At 49.6% G+C, this 18052-nt stretch carries 13 protein-coding genes and 1 pseudogene; 13 read left to right on the top strand and 1 reads right to left on the bottom strand.

Annotated elements, in window-relative coordinates:
- Nucleotides 1–204 precede the first annotated feature (204 nt).
- Entirely contained in the window at nt 205–1290 is a 1086-nt protein-coding gene (locus tag ACSF8X_RS23110; RefSeq protein ID WP_500851639.1) for a permease, read from the top strand.
- Nucleotides 1291–1528: 238 nt separating this feature from the next.
- Here ACSF8X_RS23110 and ACSF8X_RS23105 read toward each other — a convergent pair whose 3' ends face one another.
- Nucleotides 1529–2299, bottom strand: a complete 771-nt coding sequence (locus ACSF8X_RS23105; protein ID WP_053062505.1) for a hypothetical protein — start codon at nt 2297–2299, stop codon at nt 1529–1531.
- Nucleotides 2300–2606: 307 nt separating this feature from the next.
- Between ACSF8X_RS23105 and ACSF8X_RS23100 the strand changes: the two genes are divergently transcribed.
- The 12 genes and pseudogenes from ACSF8X_RS23100 (at nt 2607) to ACSF8X_RS23045 (ending at nt 17891) form a co-directional block, all read left to right on the top strand.
- Nucleotides 2607–3953: a magnesium transporter gene (locus ACSF8X_RS23100; protein ID WP_500851638.1), complete on the top strand. Its 1347-nt coding sequence runs from the start codon at nt 2607–2609 to the stop codon at nt 3951–3953.
- Nucleotides 3954–4269: 316 nt separating this feature from the next.
- Complete coding sequence (tssI, locus tag ACSF8X_RS23095) at nt 4270–5400, top strand: type VI secretion system tip protein TssI/VgrG (protein ID WP_500851637.1); 1131 nt, start codon at nt 4270–4272, stop codon at nt 5398–5400.
- A gap of 10 nt (nt 5401–5410) precedes the next feature.
- On the top strand, nt 5411–6337 hold the full coding sequence (locus tag ACSF8X_RS23090) for a type VI secretion system Vgr family protein (RefSeq protein WP_500851636.1): 927 nt from the start codon (nt 5411–5413) through the stop codon (nt 6335–6337).
- Entirely contained in the window at nt 6334–7077 is a 744-nt protein-coding gene (locus ACSF8X_RS23085; protein ID WP_500851635.1) for a DUF4123 domain-containing protein, read from the top strand. Before ACSF8X_RS23090 ends, ACSF8X_RS23085 begins: the two co-directional genes overlap by 4 nt.
- Nucleotides 7074–11810, top strand: a complete 4737-nt coding sequence (locus tag ACSF8X_RS23080; RefSeq protein ID WP_500851634.1) for an RHS repeat-associated core domain-containing protein — start codon at nt 7074–7076, stop codon at nt 11808–11810. The genes ACSF8X_RS23085 and ACSF8X_RS23080 overlap by 4 nt, the downstream gene beginning before the upstream one ends.
- Nucleotides 11807–12067, top strand: a complete 261-nt coding sequence (locus tag ACSF8X_RS23075; protein ID WP_500851633.1) for a DUF7660 family protein — start codon at nt 11807–11809, stop codon at nt 12065–12067. Before ACSF8X_RS23080 ends, ACSF8X_RS23075 begins: the two co-directional genes overlap by 4 nt.
- Before the next feature lie 286 nt (nt 12068–12353).
- Nucleotides 12354–12734: pseudogene (locus tag ACSF8X_RS23070) on the top strand (RHS repeat-associated core domain-containing protein); the annotation flags it as partial.
- Nucleotides 12735–12864: 130 nt separating this feature from the next.
- Nucleotides 12865–13140 carry a MafI family immunity protein gene (locus ACSF8X_RS23065; protein WP_500851632.1) on the top strand — a complete coding sequence of 92 codons (276 nt, stop codon included), beginning with the start codon at nt 12865–12867 and terminating at the stop codon, nt 13138–13140.
- Nucleotides 13141–13338: 198 nt separating this feature from the next.
- Complete coding sequence (locus tag ACSF8X_RS23060) at nt 13339–13977, top strand: hypothetical protein (RefSeq protein ID WP_500851631.1); 639 nt, start codon at nt 13339–13341, stop codon at nt 13975–13977.
- Nucleotides 13978–15149: 1172 nt separating this feature from the next.
- Nucleotides 15150–15524 carry a hypothetical protein gene (locus tag ACSF8X_RS23055; RefSeq protein WP_500851630.1) on the top strand — a complete coding sequence of 125 codons (375 nt, stop codon included), beginning with the start codon at nt 15150–15152 and terminating at the stop codon, nt 15522–15524.
- An 881-nt stretch (nt 15525–16405) separates the two neighbouring features.
- Complete coding sequence (locus tag ACSF8X_RS23050; protein WP_047879580.1) at nt 16406–16777, top strand: hypothetical protein; 372 nt, start codon at nt 16406–16408, stop codon at nt 16775–16777.
- A 316-nt stretch (nt 16778–17093) separates the two neighbouring features.
- A complete protein-coding gene (locus ACSF8X_RS23045) occupies nt 17094–17891 on the top strand; it encodes a hypothetical protein (RefSeq protein WP_500851629.1) in 798 nt (265 codons plus the stop codon).
- The last annotated feature ends 161 nt before the right edge of the window (nt 17892–18052 follow it).

The raw sequence follows: 18052 nt of genomic DNA, 5'->3' as shown, positions 1-18052 counted from the left end.
CACACTCTGCACGCAATCACTTTATCTTTGATCCACGAACCCACCCATCCCTGCTGTCAGGGTGAAAATTTAATGCCTTATATTTCAAATTGATAATCTTAAATTGGCATATATTTCGATTTTTATCGAAATTAATATTTGACGACAAAGAAGCTCGGGATTATATTTCGACACATATCGAAATATTAGTTATAGGAAATCCCAATGAGCCCTGATATGACTACCATGTTCAAAGAAGCAGCCGATATGTTTCTGTTTCTTGCGGCCGAGCTTACCGTTCTCTTCCTCGTCATCAGCTATCTGGTTGGCGTATTACAGGAATTTCTGACACCCGAGAAAATCCAGTCAATCCTGAGTTCGAAAAAAGGCAAAGGCTATATTGTTGCCGCCCTACTCGGTGCCATCACACCATTTTGTTCGTGCTCGACCATCCCTTTCCTCAAAGGCTTGTTGCGCGCCCGGGCTGGATTCGGCCCGATGTTGGTGTTCTTATTTGCCAGCCCACTGCTCAACCCAGTGATCATTGGCCTGTTTGTCATCACCTTTGGCGTTAAGGTCGCCGTATTCTATTTCCTGGTTGCCCTGTTGGTTTCCGTATCAGCTGGTTTCGTGCTCGAAAAACTCGGCTTTGAACGCTACGTCCGCAAGGAAGCCTATGAGTCAAGTTCGGCCTCAAGCTGCGGTAGCACCTGTAGTGATAGCAAGCAGAAACCCGTTACCAAAGCCCCTGTAGATACTGGCAGCTGCTGCAGCCCAAAACCTGACATGGCGTTGGCACAGGCAACCATCTCATCTGCATCACCAGTATCATGCTGCACAACAGCTGCCCCAGCAGCTACGGCATGCTGTGATACAAGCAGCGTCAATGTAAAAGAGGAGAGCCGCTGGCTGCGGATCTGGCGGGCAACGTGGAAAGACTTCAAACAAGTTTTGCCCTACCTGCTAATGGGCATTGCAATCGGCTCGTTCATCTACGGCTTTATTCCAACGGATCTGATTGCCAAATACGCAGGTAACGCCAGCTGGTATGCGATTCCTGTTGCGGCGGTTATCGGTATTCCGCTCTATATCCGAGCAGAGGCAGTGATCCCGCTAAGTGCGGCACTTGTAAAGAAAGGAATGGCAATGGGATCGGTAATGGCACTGATCATCGGCAGCGCAGGAGCCAGTCTGACAGAGGTGATTTTGCTGAAATCAATTTTCAAAAACCAAATGATTGCCGCCTTCCTGGCCGTGATTCTGGGCATGGCCATCGGTGCGGGTTACCTCTACACCCTGATGTTCGGCTAAAACACACCGCCATATAACAGCACCCCGCTTAACGCGGGGTGTTTTATTTGAGATATACAACCATTTTAGGTGACAACGTCACAACTGGGTATCAACACCAATTTATTCTTGATATTTTTACGTAGAATAGCCCCACGAAGCCAAACGTAAATAGTGAGTGCCCGAAAAGGATCCCAGCATGATCAAAAAACGGTGCATCACTGCACCGTTTCTTTATTACCCTATTTGCCTCACGCGATTATTCGACGATCAGCATATTTTCCGGTGTCAGGCCCGCCGGGTTGCTGTAAAGGTTCCGAATCACCTGCTCGGCCGCTGTTGACCATTTGCCGTAGTAGGGCTCAAAGTGGTTGAACAGACCGAGGTTGTGGGCCATCTCATGGATCACAATATCGGAGTCCCACTCGCACTGACCATTGCCCAAATTTACCCAAGCGACATGATCGGTGCTGAACAAGCCGGTATTCGGGTCAATCTCAATGGACAGGCCGCCGTTATAAGGTGCGGAAGAGGCATTGGCACACATTTTTTCAGGATCGCTTTCCATTTCAGGATCCCAAAAAGCCGTCCCTTCGGCGAATACCAACCCATATTCGATACCATGTTTGGCATAAAACTGGTTCAGCTTGCTCGACTGTTGCCAGTCATTCTGGTTACCCGGCTTGGCCGGATCCCGAAAATATGAGATATCATCATCAATCACGGTAAACTCAGAGAAAACCCCACCTAACAGGCCTTTCATCTGGCTGACGCCATCTTTAATCGGCAGAGGAACCTCGCCCCCACCGTTTTTCACAAAGTAAACAGGAATTTTTGACGAAATATCAAACCGTACCGTTGTCCCTGCAGGCTGGCGATCCGGGTAGACCTCAACAAAACCCTTGTCGATATTCGTCTTCTGGATATAGCCACGGATATTTACCGGTTCAATCACTTCTGTTTCTTCTTCTTCACATCCAGCCAGCAACGCCAAACCAGCCAAAACCAAAACACCTTTGGTTAACTTCATTGTCATTTTCCTTTCCTGCTTTATCAATCAGCGGTGATTTATACCGTAAACGAATGATTTATAAAAATTTAAGGCTAAATACATCCACGCCGACATGATAACTGCTTCACCCTGCTCGTAAAGTGCTTTATATGAATATCCACGGTAAATTCCAACCAAGACAAAGAAATACCTTCAGAAACAGTCATAAAAACCCTATCAAAATGGTATGGTAGGCGCCGGGCAATCATCGCCCACCGCACAATAACAAATTAATACGCACAGACCCGCTCGGCCGCCAGGAACAGATGGCGACAAGGATACATGCATGAGCCACACTTTAGATTTAAGCCTTCTCATTGAACGTATATCGTCAGCCGACGTTGACGAACAGCGACTGATTTTCAACGAACCGGAAATACAACAACTCGAAGCCGGTTCGTTCGCCACCTTGCTCGAAGCCCTGCCGCTTGACCAGCGTATGGAACTATGGCGCCAGCTTCCCCTCAACGATCACGTCGATGTCCTGACAGCGATGCGCGCCGACACCCGAGAATGGGTGATCCAATCACTCAGTGAAGCCGAGCTGAATCTGGTACTGGCAAAAATCGACAACCTTTCGCTGATCGAGTGGGCCGACTCGTTGCCCGAGGAGATCATCGACCGCGCTATCGAAATGCTCAGCAAAGAAGATCTCGAGCTATTTGATCGCGCCAACCAATACAGCGACGAAGAGATCGGCCGTTATGCCAATCCCAAGGTGATTTCACTGCCGCAGGGTATCTCTGTAAAACGAGCCAAGGTCCTGCTCGAACGCTACGGCTACCACTACCCGGCACCGATTTATGTGGTTACCCGCAGCAAACGGTTCGTCGGGGCCGTCAACTACCAGCAATTGATGGAAGCCGAACCGCTCGACAAACTGAGCACCCTCGCCGATACCGATTGCCCGGTGCTAGAAGACGATGCCTCGTTGACCGAGGCAGTCGAGGCGATTGAACACAGCCAGCGCTTCAGTCTGCCAATCGTCGATGAAAACCATGCGATTGTCGGCGATATTGACCTTCATCTGGCCCCTGAGCTAATGCGGGAAAACTACGAAAGCACTCTGATGGCCAACGCCGGTATGAGCGAAGAGGATGACCTGTTCGCCCCCATCACCAAAAGTGCCAAGAAGCGTGCCGTCTGGCTCGGGATCAACCTGCTCACCGCAGTGCTGGCCTCGATGACCATCAGCCTGTTCGAGGATGTCATTGCCCAGGTTGTCGCACTGGCCATCCTGATGCCAATCGTCGCATCAATGGGCGGCATTGCCGGTAGCCAAACCCTCACCTTGATGATCCGAGGCATGGCCCTCAACCAGGTCACCGCCGGTAACCGCTGGTCGTTGCTACGCAATGAATGCGGTATCGGTTTTCTGAACGGGGTGCTCTGGGCGGTGCTAATAGGCCTGATGGCTGGTCTTTGGTTCCAAGATCCGATTATCGGTGCCGTTATCGCGGTCGGTATTGTCATCAATATTATTACCGCCGCCCTGTTCGGGGTACTAATCCCGGTTGCACTGGACAAATTCAACCTCGACCCGGCCCTTGCTGGCTCTGTGGTACTCACCACCGTCACCGACGTGGTCGGCTTCTTTGCTTTCCTAGGCACAGCCAAACTGTTGTTGCTCTAGAGATACCCCAAAACTCACTAACCATCGCCCTGCAATTGCAGGGCGTTTTTGTCTCTAGATTGCCGTATCTAAGTTATCCGGTCATCCTACCTTCTCCCCCCAAAATCTTCCCACCCAGCATGAGCAATTTTTTGCCCAGCAAGCAAGATATTGCCCGACATTGTCAAACCCCGCGTCAAACTCAACTAAACACCTATTCAAACATCAAAATATCAATGACTTAAGCATCATTAAATATGGCCTGATTATTGCGTTTAATGAAGTCCGCGAAACCAAAAGTAGACACCATTCGCGAACGGCCAGAGAAAGGAAGCACATGACGCAAGGTACGGGTTCAAACGGAACAGGATTACAATTTACGATCAAGATCGAAGGGTTAGATCCGGAAACCTTCGCGGTCATCGGCTTCGAAGGGCAAGAGAGCCTATCGGCAGCCTTCGCATTCGATATAGAACTGGCCAGCCAGCAAGAATCCATCACAGCTCAGCAGGTTGTCGACCGTCCGGTCTCACTCACCATCTGGCACCACGGCGAAAAACAGCAGCAATGGCACGGCATCGCCAGCCAATTCGCCATCGGTGACAGCGGCCACCACCATACCTTCTATTCCCTAACTCTGGTCCCACCGCTATTTCGCGCTACCCTGCGCCGCAACAGCCGGATCTTCCAACAGCATACGACCCCGGAAATTATTTCTGTTCTACTGCAGGAAATGGGGATCACCGACTACCTATTCGCCTTAAAAAACGAATATCAGCCGAGGGAGTACTGCGTCCAATATCGCGAGAGCGATCTGGCATTCATCGAACGGTTGGCCGCTGAAGAAGGTCTGTTCTATTACTTTAGCCACAAAGAAGGCAAAAATATTGTCATTTTCAGCGACGACTGCCAACAGCAGCCCTTGCTTTCCCAATGGCAACCCTACAATGCCATGGCTGGCGGAACAGCCGGACGGCCCTATGTGCGCCAATTTGCCCGCCATACCCGCAGCGCGGCAACATCGGTACAACTGAGCGACTACAGCTTCAAAAATCCAGCCTACCATTTCCAGCATACGGCACAAGGGGCCGAAACGACGTTCCAGAAAACCCCGATCGAACACTTCGATTACCCCGGCCGTTTCAAGAGTGATGCCTGCGGCAAGCCATTTACCCAGTACCGCTGTGAAAGCCTGCGCCGAGACACGATTACCGCGACGGGCAGCAGCAATATCCCCCAACTTCTGAGCGGGGTAAAGTTCGTACTCGGTGAACACCCCGAGCCCGATTGCAACCGAGACTGGCTACCCGTTAGTATCCGGCACAGCGGCAGTCAGCCGCAGGCACTCGAACAGGCAGGGGGCAATGGTATGACCCGCTACCATAACCAGTTCACCGCCATTCCCGGCCACCGCCATTCCCGGCCACCGCCAGTGGCGGCCGGCAGCCAATACCAAACCCCGAGTTGACGGCCCCCAGATGGCAACGGTGGTCGGCCCCGCGGGCGAAGAAATTTATTGCGACGAATTTGGCCGGGTAAAAGTCCAATTCCCCTGGGACAGATACAGCGACAACAACGACAAAGCCAGCTGTTGGATCCGGGTTTCACAGGGATGGGCGGGGAGTCAATACGGCATGGTAACGGTTCCCCGGATCGGCAATGAAGTGATCGTCAGCTTTCTCGAGGGCGATCCAGACCAGCCGATTATCACCGGCCGAACCTACCATGCCAGCAATACCCCACCCTATTCGCTGCCGGACAACAAAACCCGCACAGTACTGCGCACCGAAACCCATCAGGGCGATGGGTATAACGAAGTACGGTTCGAAGATCAGGCCGGTAGCGAAGAAATTTTCGTTCATGCCCAGAAAGACACCCAAATCCAAGTGGGTAACGACCAAATCGATGTCGTTAAACATGACCGTCACCTAGAAGTCGGCAACAACCGGATCACCCATATCAAAGCCAGCGAGCACCTCACCGTCGACGGCGAGTCACGCCACCATACCAAAGGGGATATGACCCTGATTGTCGATGGCAGCCTCCACCTCAAACAGGGCAAGGCATGGATTTCTGATTCCGGCAAGGAAATCCACATCAAGGCAGGCAGCAAGGTGATTCTCGAAGCGGGAACAGAAATCACCGTAAAAGCAGGTGGTAGCTTGGTCAAAATCGACCCTTCAGGGGTAAAAATGCACGGTGGGGTAATTCGATGCAACTCCGGCGGCAGTGCCGGCAACGGCAGCGGCTATCAGGGACAAGCACCGACACTGCCCGACAAGCTGGCTCCGCCCCCCAAGGTTAAAGATGCCGAGCTCACGCCGCTGCAAATCGCCACGCTCAAAGCCGCAGCGCCTTTCTGCCAAGAATGCGAAGCATGCAAAAACGGGGAGTGCAGCCTTTGAGTAAGTCATCACTTCGGCCAAGGCTTATGGCAGCACTGGAGAATGGATTACACCTGTATGCCATTACTAACCAGACCAGCCCTAGCAAGCCCTTGTCGCATTTTAGCTCGTCGGCCAACAGCCATAACAAGCCACTTTGGCTTGGCACACCCTATCGAAATTGGTTCGAGGTAATGCCGACCCTTATCGCCCTGCCCGTCGACGACCCGTTTGTTGACTGGGTAGAACAAGCCCAGCCCAAAGACTGGGGAATGTTCGTGCTCTCCCCTTACGACTTCGATACGGTCTATGACCATTTCCAGAGCCTGACCCAAGTTTGGATATCCAGCAGCCAATACGGGTTCTTCCGTTTTTTCGATCCCCGCTATGGGATCAGGGTAGCCGAGCTGTGTGACCCTGCCGAGCAGACCAAGTTAATGGGCCCGACCTCGGCATGGCTTTGCCACCAGCGCCAGATCATCCGTGACAGTGCCAGCGAACCCGCTCCTGCCAAACCATTCCCGTGGTGGGATGTGCCCCAAAGCGTGACCAAACAGCTCGCAGCCGAAAGCCAAGACACCCTCATCACTAATTTGATCACCGATCTTCACAGCTCAAGGCCCGATCTCGCCAACGTATTTGCCCCATTGCAGTTGGTGCACAAAACCACGCACTTCATCCGGCACTACCGGGGAGCCAGTGAGGAAACCCGCACCCATTTTATTCAATGGATTGAAAAGGAAAGCCGGCAACTGCTATGACCAATGCCAACGTACAAGAACAAATCACCTACGTCGAACACCAGTTGACCCGATACCCTACCCTTGTCGAGCAATACCGTGAAGTCGCCGAACACTGGTTGGTCGATACCGCCGACTATATTAACCACGGCAGAGACGTCCGCTCGCAGTTTGACATGGACCGACTGGTATACGTTAACGGCAAACAAGAGGCAGCGCTGGACAAAGACGACGACAACTACGAAACCGTTGCCAAATGCTCGAAAAACGGCGACCTGACCGTCCACAACCAGTTCGAATCGATTTACGATACCCCAATCAGCGGCATTCCCGTCACCGTGGTATCTGAAAATGATCCCAACGACAAACACACAAAAACAAGCGATAGCAGCGGAAAAACGGTATTCACAGGATTAAAGCCGGGTACTCCCTACCGAATCGTAATTGACCATGCCCCAACCCAGGCCACCTTTGACAGCCTTTTCAGCAACTACCAAACGATGGCCGGTGACCTGCAGCAATGGCTGAAAACCCAATGGGACGGCACCTACAAGCCCCAGTGGCTAGCCCTGAGCAACAGCACCCTGCTTGATAAGCTCAAAGATCTGGTCGTCACTCTTTTGAGCTCGGGCTGGGATGCCCTAAAAGCAACATGGGGCGAAATAAAAGCCCTCTTTGAACTGTTGTGTGATCCCGTCAAGGCCCTGTCCTCGCTCAAGGAGGCCACCAGCGACATCATTGAAGATATTAAAGCGGCGGTACAAAGCGCACCGGGCAAAACCCAGCAAGCCCTACTGTTTGTCTCTGACGAGGCCGCCATGTTCCTGATGGCCAACGCAGTGATCGACTTCATTACCATGATCCCCCTCGAAACCGTGCTCGATGCGCTGGCTAAAGAAGGCGGCAGAGCGATCGTGGACTTGATATTCGGTATCCTCGGCGGTATCGCCATCAGCTTTATCGCCAGCCCGGCAGTAGGCATGGCGTTCTTAATGATCAAAGTCGGCAAACGCATCTACTCGGTGCTTGAACCCATCCTCGACAAGCTCAAAGAGTTCTTCGATCTCGCTATCAAATTTGTCGGCAGAAACAAAGAATATACGGCGACCCATCTCAACGGCATTTCGTCCATGAGTGTGGGCAAAGACGGCGAAGTAAAAAATAGTGTACATAAAAGTTCATACACGCACCTAACCGAAACCGACAGCAATAACGACCAGACCCATGCCAAACCCTCGGAAGACTTAGCGGGTAACTGCACTCAATCGACGGGCAAAACCTGCAAAAACGGTTGCCCTGTCTCTATGGTCACCGGCGAAGAGCTGCTCGAAATTGACGATTTCACCCTCGCAGGGCCACTGCCTTTTACCTTCTCACGCCAGTACCGGACAACAGCCGCCGAGCACGCAAGCGAACTGGGCTTTGGCTGGAGCCACTCCCTTTGCCAGCATTTGATCTTCGACGGTAACGATGTTGTCTGGCACGATCAGGAGAACAAACTAACCCGCTTCCCGCTGGCCACTGAAAATGCTCCCGCCATCATCAACCCGATGGCCGATGCCGCCCTCTATCTCGGCCGCGAGACCAACGAATTCCTTCTAGTACAAGGTGACTTGCCCATCCATCACTTTACCCGTGAGGGCAACCGTGGCCGCCTGACCGGCTTTTCCGACCGTTACGGCAACCGTCTGAGCGTTCGCTACAACCACGACGGCCAAGCCGAAGCCATACTGACACAGATAGGCACCGGGCTATGGCTGGACTATCACGACAACGGCCTGCTGGCCCAGCTCGCATTACGAACTTACCTCAAGCAGAACAACGACGCTCATTGGCACACCGAACGGGTACTGGCCCGCTATCGCTACAATGAGCGCAAACAGCTTATTGCGACCCGCAACAGTGCCGACGAAGGCGAAGACTACGAATACGATAACCACAACGTTATCACCTTGCGCCGGATGGCCGGCGGCGCCGAATTTTTCTGGCAATGGGAAGGCAGCGGCAAGCAAGTACGGGCGCTAAGGCATTGGAGCAACACGGGGATCGACACCCGCTACCTGTGGGATGACCCCAGCCACAGCGTACGGGTGGTAAGCCACGATGGCAGCGTCGAGATCTACACCCACGACGACAATGCCAAGCTGGTAGAAAAAACTGACCCAGACGGCGCAGTAAGCAAAAAAACCTACGATGACAACGGCCTGCTGATCAGCGAGAGCGACCCGCTCGGCAACCAGACCCATTATCGCTATAACACGCGCCACCAGTGCGAAGCGGTGATCTACCCCGATGGCACTGCTACCCATTACTACTATGACAAGGGCCGGATCAACGAAGTCGTCGCCAACGAACGTTCATGGACCTACCGCTACAACCGCGATGGCGAGATCAGCCAGAAAACCGACCCGCTCGGTCATAGCACCGAATATTACTACACCGAACAAGGCAAACTGAGCGAGATCCGCTACGCCGACGGCAGCAACCACCGGTTGCGCTGGAACAAACTCGGTATGCTGATCGGCGAGACCCTGCCAGACGGCAGCGAGGCAAGCTACCGCCATGACATCTTCGGCCGGATCGTACAAGAAACCTCCCCATCAGGCAGTATTACCGCATACCACTGGGACGATGCCGACCGCCTAAGCAAGGTGCTCCTGCCCGGCGGCGGCCGCCGTTCCTACCGCTACAACGCCTACGGTAAAGTTACCCAGATCACCGATGAATCCGGCGCTACCACCCATTATGAGTATGCCCCCAACAGCCACCTAGTCAGCAGCGTGACCCACCCAGATGGCTCGGTACTACACTATCGCTACGACAACGCCAAGCGCTTTGTCAGCCAGATCACCAACGAGCGCGGCGAACAATACCACATCACCTATTACGGCAACGGGCTGGTCGAGCAGGAAACCACCTTCGACGGGCGCAAGCTGCGCTATCAGTATGACTACAACGGCAAGCTCACCGCCAAAACCGAAATCGGCACCGAAGGCGGCGAGCTCACCACCACCTATCGCCGCGATACCATGGGACGCCTGTTGAGCAAGACTCAGCCCGACGGGCGCGAGGTGTCATACCGTTATGACCGCATCGGCCAACTGGTGGCAGTGGATGACGGCGAAATCCCGCTGGCATGGCAGTACGATCCACTCGGGCGGCTGGTTGCTGAACATCAGGGCTGGGCATCCCAGTACTACCGCTATGATAACGTCGGCCAGCTGGCCGACTGGCAACTGCCCGACCGCAATCATATTCAATACCAACGCCAACCCGGCGGCAGCCTTGAGGCTATCGTGCTCAATAACCAGCTGCTGACCCGCCACCGCTACACTGCCGGGCTAGAGCGAGAGCGCCAGCAAGGGGAGATCTCCAGCCAGTTCGACTACGACGATCAGGGACGCCTGCAGGCACATGTTCGCCAGCAGCATGGCAATACCCAGCACCGCCGCCATTACAACTACGACGCCCGCGGCAACCTGAGCCAAATTGACGACAGCCGTTTTGGCATCACTCAATTTGACTACGACCCACTTGGCAGGCTCACCGCCAGCCGTGGCGCGGTTAACGAAGTGTTCGTTCACGACCCGGCCGGCAACCTGCTCCAGCAACACCTCGGCAGTGCCAACAACTGGCAGGATGTTCCCAGCCACGTTGCCGGTAACCAACTACTAATGCAGGGTGACAGCCACTACGAATACGATGAATTCGGCCGCCTGACCACAGAGCGGCGCGGCAAAAATCAGGCGCTGGTCACCCGCTTTGGCTACGATTGCCAGCATCGCCTGATCCACGCCACCCTACCCGACGGCACCAGCGCCTGTTACAAGTACGATGCCTTCGGCCGCCGAACAGAAAAAGTCGTCACCGACAAGCTCGGGGCCACCTCTACCACCGAGTTCGTCTGGCGGGGCAATACCCTGATAGCCGAAACCAGCGACGCCCACTACCGCAGCTATATCTACCAGCCCGGCAGCTTCAAGCCCATCGCGATGCTCGACGGCGAGGGACAGGCATGCAAGGTTTACCACTATCACCTTGATCAGATAGGCACCCCAACCGAGCTAACCGACAGCCAAGGCAACAGCGTATGGGCTGCCCAGTACCGCGCCTACGGCGCAATTCGCCACCTACACACTGCGGAAATCACCAACCCGCTGCGCTTTCAGGGGCAATACTACGACGAGGAAACCGGGCTTCATTACAACCGCCACCGCTACTACAGCCCTAATACTGGCAGATACATCACAACTGACCCCATCGGGCTTGCAGGCGGGCTCAATAACACCCAATATGTACCTAACCCCACCGGCTGGGTCGACCCGCTGGGATTGCAATGTGTCGTTGGAAATGCATGTCCCGGTGAAGAGGCTGCTCCCACCTCATCTAAGGAGCAAAATGATGAGGGAATGGATCCTCCGGCTGTTGCAAAAGGATTAGTCGACCCAAGTTCTATTCGATTTACGCAAGATAGTATTAAGGCCACGTTTAAGGATGGTCGTTCATTGAAAGGTTTGATCGATGACTTGAAATCAAGAAAAGTAACAGCTAATGACTTGCCAGCAATCAGAATTTTTGAACGGGATGGGAAAGTTTTTTCTCTTGATAATCGTCGGTTAAAAGCTTTCCAAGAAGCTGGCGTACCAATACGAACAAAGCCTGCAACCGAAGACGAAATAGCAAATGAAGCATTCAAATTTACGAGTAAGAATGAGGGTGTTTCTATTAGAGTCCGTGGAGGCGGTTTGTCATGAAATCAAAACTAGCAAATGAGCTTGATAATGTATTAACAAAGGAGGATTTTTCTAAGTTTATTATAAGTATGATCGCTGACTTTAAAGATCATTCTGATGATTGGGAAAATCAAGACTTACCAAGATTTTTAGAGGCCGTATCTGGATGGGTTGAAGACATGGACGGTTTCTATGAGAATCAAGGAAAAGAGTTTCCCAGTGATATAAACTGGAAAATCTTTGCTGATATTTTTTATGCAGCAAGAATTTACGAATAATAAATAGTTGATACAAAAGCCCGCACTAGCGGGCTCTTTAATGTGCAGGCCCGCGTTTATTACTTCCCTTAGCCGCTTCTTGACCATACAGTAGCTCATTGATCGAGCTATATAAGATCTCTACCATCAACCCCAGTATCATATTATGCCTACGACACAATCCGCCTCCAGCACGCGGAAATAACCAACCCGCTGCACTATAAGAGGCTGCTATTCATAATACAGCAGCGACGAGGAAACCGGACTTAATTACAACCTCAACCGCTACTACAGCCCCAATACTGGCAGATACATCACAACTGACCCTATCGGGCTTGCAGGCGGGCTCAATAACACCCAATATGTACCTAACCCCACCGGCTGGGTCGACCCGCTGGGATTGCAATGTGTCGTTGGAAATGCATGCCCCGGCGAAGATACTGAGTCATCCTCATCTAAGGAACAAAATGATGAGGGAATGGATCCGCCGGATGTTGCAAAGAAGGTAGATGACTTTGTAGATCTTGCGAGCCCTCAGCGTCGAAAACATATCTTAGATGGCGACAAAACTGGTGGTGGCCACCGTCCGGGTACAGGTAAGCCTGATAAGAGTGAGTTTCCTGAAGGGGGTCTGATGACAGAATCATGCATGATATATCTGATATTGCAACAGACCCAAATGCAGTAACCAGAAATGGTCGTGGTGGTCGAACTATCACTGAAGGAACGCGAGGTGGAGTGGATATCCGTGTTATTCAGGAGAAAAATGGAGACATTGTCTCTGGTTTTCCAACTAATGTACCTAGGAACCCAAGATAATGACTGATTACAAGCTCATTGAAGATTTCTTAGTACGATTACTATCTCTACTTGCTAATGTATTTTCAGAATCGGAGGTCGAAGAAGTAAAGGATTTTATCGACGTTGGAGAATACGGACTAGCTTTAGATACACTTATTGACATTATCAATGAGGAATCAAAATCGATTCCTCATGAAGTGATGGAAATAGCTAAGGAAGCAGCTGAATCTATGGGGGAGGATAGTTCTGAAGTTGAGGATCGTCTATCAGGTTTTGTAACATCTAACCAATAAGAAGTTACAAAGAATGTATATGAAATTGGAACAATCACTACACGTACTACCAACAATACGACTCGTCTAAGAGGTAAAGCAGATGAACCTGATATAACGATCAGTGTGAACACTTCTAACCCTGTTGTCGGAGTTGGACAAAGTAGCGGTATTAATGTTAGTCGATCACTAGAAATTCGAGTTCCATAGTATATTGGTATGAATGATATTAAAAAAGCAAAAACTAACTTGCTTAAAATGCTAGATGGGCCTGTAGATCAGGCCCTACTAAAGCTAGGTTTTAAGCGAAGAAAGGGATCACTTGTATATAAGAAGAAACTTCTGGAATCTATTCAAGAAATTGAGTTTGTAACGGATTATTTCCCAAGATATGAGGATGGGGCTGAGGCGCATATTCATCCTGTTTTTGTTTGGAAAATACCCTCAGTATCTGAGGAGGCTTTGAAGCTTGTAAATGGCAATAAAATGTTGCTTGCGAATGCTCCAGATATTCTTCTTAAGCAACCGATTGAAATTTTTGCCCCTAAAGAAAATCATGAACGCTGGTTTACAAAAGGCCAAGAAGATTATCCTAAGGTTGGTATAGCCATTTGTTCTTTTATCGAGAAGTGGCGAGTTGATTTGCTTGAAAGCATGCAAGATATTGATGACTTGTTGAAAGCATATGAATCTTCCAATGCTTTTTTATTAAAGCAACAGCATTGGTATGTGTTTGTTACGGCTGCATATATGCTTAGAGATGCACCAGAGAAAGCCAAATTAGTAATGGAAGACCACTTAGGTAATCCTGGTCTTCGGAAAAGATATTCAGCTGTTTACGATAATCTTTATCTTTGAAAGCCCTCGCCAAGCGGGCTCAATAACACCCAATATATAACCTAACCCCACCGGCTGGGTCGACCCGCTGGGATTGCAATGTGTCGTTGGAAATGCATGCCCCGGCGAAGAGGCTGCTCCCACCTCATCTAAGGAGCAAAATGATGAGGGAATGGATCCGCCGGATGTTACAAAGGGGCCAATGTGGACATCGACCAAGAAGATATCTGGTGTTCAAAACGCTTTTGGGCATTGGAAGAAACATGGTTCGGAGTTTCCTGAGCTCAAGAACGCTAAGCAATATGTTGAAGCAACTAATAGCTTCATGAACAGCCCACCTAAAGGCACTTTGACTAAAACTCGTTCTAATGGGGATGTATTACGATGTCATGAGAAGTCTAATACATTTGGGGTTATGACGAAGGATGGGACCCCTCGGACAATGTTTAAGCCTGAGCCATCACAGCATGGATATCGGACAAATTTGGAGTACTTCAATGCCCAATAGCAATGACAAAATGGCCTGCCGTGTGTGCGGTTTAATACAGCTAGATCCACCTTGGGGTGACGATGGAAAGTCACCGAACTATGAGATTTGTTCTTGCTGTGGAGTCGAATTTGGGTATGAGGACTCTTCAGTAAATAGCGTTGTTACATATCGTAAAAAGTGGCTAGAAGGCGGGTCGAACTGGGAATATGGGGAAGAAAAGCCTGACAATTGGAGTGTAGAGAAACAATTGAAAAACGTCCCGCTCGAGTTTAGATGACGAGAATTTAGCTGAATCTTGCTCCGTGATTCGGAGCAAGCTAACAGTACGATGTAATTCTATACAGTATAGTTACAAAGGGAACAGGCCCATACAAAACTGTAAAAGGACATCATGTTCATACGAAAGTAGCATTTAAAGATCACGTGGCGAATAGCAATAAAGATGGTTTTCGATAAGTCAGAAATTCATGAAAGAAAACATTTTGAATCATGTGGCTATGACTAAATATCAAAGGCAAGCATTTACAAAGCGGTAGAGCTACTACGCTTAAAGAGCATACAACAATCGCGGTTGATGCTGTGATGGTTGGAGGCGCTAGTAGAGAGATGGCAAGGTTTTTAACTGCTCAATCCCTTAATGCTTTGAGAAATAGTGGAGTGAAAACACCGATAAATATACCTTGGTATAAATAAGAGAAAGATAATGACAAATAACATGCTGTTAGAAAAGTTTGGCCAAATATTAATGACTGAAGTTCGGGATGAAGCAATTGAAAAATATGAAATGATTGTTTCCGGTAGAATGAAGTCAACTCCAGCTATAGAGTTCAATAAGAAACTGTCTGCTTTAAGTGATGACCAGTTATCTCTAATAAGAGAGGTTGTTGTAAACTCCATTGATGATGTCATTCATAACTTTTTGTGGATGATTGAACAGCATGAAGATGATGTTGAACTTATATGTTCAGAAGGAGCAAGCAAAGCCAATATTAATGAAATCAGTGATGGACTCTCTGGAGAGATTTACACTGATGATGGTTGGATTTCTCTATTGAGTAAATACAAAGAGAATTATTAAATAGTAGCCCGCATACGCGGGTTTTTAATGCTTAGCTTGCTGGTTCACCGTATTCAGCATCTCCATCACCCCCAGTATCATATTATGCCTACGACGCAATCCGCCTCCAGCACACGGAAATAACCAACCCGCCGACTATCAGAGGAAGCTATTCATAACGCAGCGGCGACGAGGAAAGCGGGCTTCATTACAACCGCCACCGCTACTACAGCCCTAATACTGAAGGATACATCACAACTGCCCCCATCAAATGGGCCAATCCAATGGTTCTGAAATGTGTCTTTGAAGATGAATACCAGATAAACAAATAATGTTTATAGAACTATAAATCATTAGAAATAAAACAGGCACGATTGCAAACAGGGTATTTATGCAACAAAAACAAAAAGCATTAATATTAATTTATGTTTAATCATAGCAGTTACACAACGGATTATGATCGTTAGAAATGATTGAAGGCCTTGCCAGCGTGCGGGGCGATTTCTCACTAAGTGAGTCCGAATCCCGATTACGATCTACACAAAGTCTTCAACCATTCCCTTTTATACGCCGATAAAACAAGCCAGTCAAACAGCTTAACCGATTGATTGGTTACATATTATGAACGTTAAGAGTGATTGAAGGCCTTGCCAGCGTACGGGGCGATTTCTCACCAAGTGAGCCCGAGTCCCGGTTTCGGTCTAAACAAGGCCCTCAACTATTCCCTTTTATACGCCGATAAAACAAGCCAGTCAAACAGCTTAACCAATTGATATTACAAACTTATCATTCCTCACCAGACTCACAGACACCGTACTGGTAACTCCTTTTCAGTTTTACTCTAGTATTTATCACTAAAATCAGCATAATCGGTGCTCAAACCATGATTAGGAACAACACCAATGGCAAATTTTCAATACTACTTCCACAAACTGCCTTGTTTTAACTGCAAAAAGACCAAAGTAGATACGGATCTTGGCTGGCTGACAGCTGAAATGAAAGACGAAATCGTTGAGCAAGTATCTGCACTAATGGCGGCAGGCGATGTAGAACCAGATTTCGCTGTAAACGTAACTTGCACTGATGAAAATGCTCGTGAATATCTGCTACTGAACTACTACGGCTACTCAGAAGAAGAATTGGCTCAGAATGAAGTTGAAGCTGATGATGAGCAAGCAGTCACTGAAGAGATCGCAGAACTTATGGCAGCTGAAGGCAAACTTGTTTTCGAACATGAAATTGCCCTACAAAGCTGCACCGATTGCGGTGAATAACCCGCAGTATTGCCAGTACCCAGCTGCTAAGCAGTTAATGTACCGGTAATACCCAGAAGGGAATGTTTTGCTTCCCTTTTCTGCATTTTATCTGACACATATATCAGATATTCACTGAAAAGCCCCCGGTAACTTTCGTTCCTGGGGCTTTTTTACAGGGTTTCGTTCAATACACAGGAAATTTGCCTACGCCCCTTTTTAAATCTGCATTACTTTCAAAGAGATGACGAATAAATTCCGTTAAATTGGTAGCATTGGCAAAAAACAGAACATAGCCCAAATTAACGACAACGGAATTTTTCATATGATAGGCAAGATGGCTAAAACGGTAATCGGCATCATTATTTTTTTGGTGCTGGCGGTTACAACCCAAATTGGGGCTATCAGCTTCTTACTCGCACTCGTTATGTGTCGATTCATACCATTCAAGGGGGTTGCGGTACAACTCACGCTTAACGTTGCTCTTTACACCCTGCTCACTTTTGCCATTGTGCCGCACGTTGCTCCCTACTTTGGCCGCGAGCCCATTGCTATCACATCCCAGCTAAAACCAACCAATTACTGGCTGACATACGGCCTTAACCGCCAATATGTCACGCCGGAACTCAATACCGTGTTGGCGGAAATCAGTACCGAATTACAGCAGCGCCATCCAACCGCGGTTGTTAATTTTCTGGACGCCGGATTTCCATTTATCAAGCACTATCCACTATTGCCCCACCTGAGCCACCATGACGGACGCAAGGTCGATCTTAGCTTCTTCTATCTCACGGCTGACGGCAAAGCGACACCGCATAAACCTTCACGCAGCGGCTATGGTATTTTTGAAAACCCACACGACAATGAAAAGGACACCACGGCCTTTTGCAAGGCACACGGGTACTTCCAGTATGATTATCCCAAATACCTGACACTGGGCGTTCCTTACCCCAACCTGAAGTTTGACGAAGTACTCAACCGCAACCTGATTAGCGTCATCGTCAGCCATCCCAATATCGGTAAAGTATTCATCGAACCGCATCTTCGAACACGACTGGGCTTATCACACCCCCGTATCCGCTTTCATGGCTGTGGTGCCGTTCGCCATGATGATCACATCCATTTACAGCTATAACGTACTATCCCCCCGCCTAACTCAGTAGGCCCTTCACCATGAAGGGCCTTTATGCACTCACATTTCATAACATTCGCACAATACGAGTAACATCTCATTTTTACCGTGATATTGCCCGCCCCTTCGTTGATGATCCAACTGCAAACGATTACCATTTGCAT

The sequence above is a fragment of the Photobacterium panuliri genome, assembly GCF_059920555.1.
This window is presented reverse-complemented; position numbering and strand designations above follow the sequence as displayed.

Bases quoted from the DNA above. Each gene is read 5' to 3' on its own strand.
- ACSF8X_RS23110 (WP_500851639.1), top strand. From the start codon at position 205: ATGAGCCCTGATATGACTACCATGTTCAAAGAAGCAGCCGATATGTTT.
- ACSF8X_RS23105 (WP_053062505.1), bottom strand. From the start codon at position 2,299: ATGAAGTTAACCAAAGGTGTTTTGGTTTTGGCTGGTTTGGCGTTGCTG.
- ACSF8X_RS23100 (WP_500851638.1), top strand. From the start codon at position 2,607: ATGAGCCACACTTTAGATTTAAGCCTTCTCATTGAACGTATATCGTCA.
- tssI (WP_500851637.1), top strand. From the start codon at position 4,270: ATGACGCAAGGTACGGGTTCAAACGGAACAGGATTACAATTTACGATC.
- ACSF8X_RS23090 (WP_500851636.1), top strand. From the start codon at position 5,411: ATGGCAACGGTGGTCGGCCCCGCGGGCGAAGAAATTTATTGCGACGAA.
- ACSF8X_RS23080 (WP_500851634.1), top strand. From the start codon at position 7,074: ATGACCAATGCCAACGTACAAGAACAAATCACCTACGTCGAACACCAG.
- ACSF8X_RS23075 (WP_500851633.1), top strand. From the start codon at position 11,807: ATGAAATCAAAACTAGCAAATGAGCTTGATAATGTATTAACAAAGGAG.
- ACSF8X_RS23065 (WP_500851632.1), top strand. From the start codon at position 12,865: ATGACTGATTACAAGCTCATTGAAGATTTCTTAGTACGATTACTATCT.
- ACSF8X_RS23060 (WP_500851631.1), top strand. From the start codon at position 13,339: ATGAATGATATTAAAAAAGCAAAAACTAACTTGCTTAAAATGCTAGAT.
- ACSF8X_RS23055 (WP_500851630.1), top strand. From the start codon at position 15,150: ATGACAAATAACATGCTGTTAGAAAAGTTTGGCCAAATATTAATGACT.
- ACSF8X_RS23050 (WP_047879580.1), top strand. From the start codon at position 16,406: ATGGCAAATTTTCAATACTACTTCCACAAACTGCCTTGTTTTAACTGC.
- ACSF8X_RS23045 (WP_500851629.1), top strand. From the start codon at position 17,094: ATGGCTAAAACGGTAATCGGCATCATTATTTTTTTGGTGCTGGCGGTT.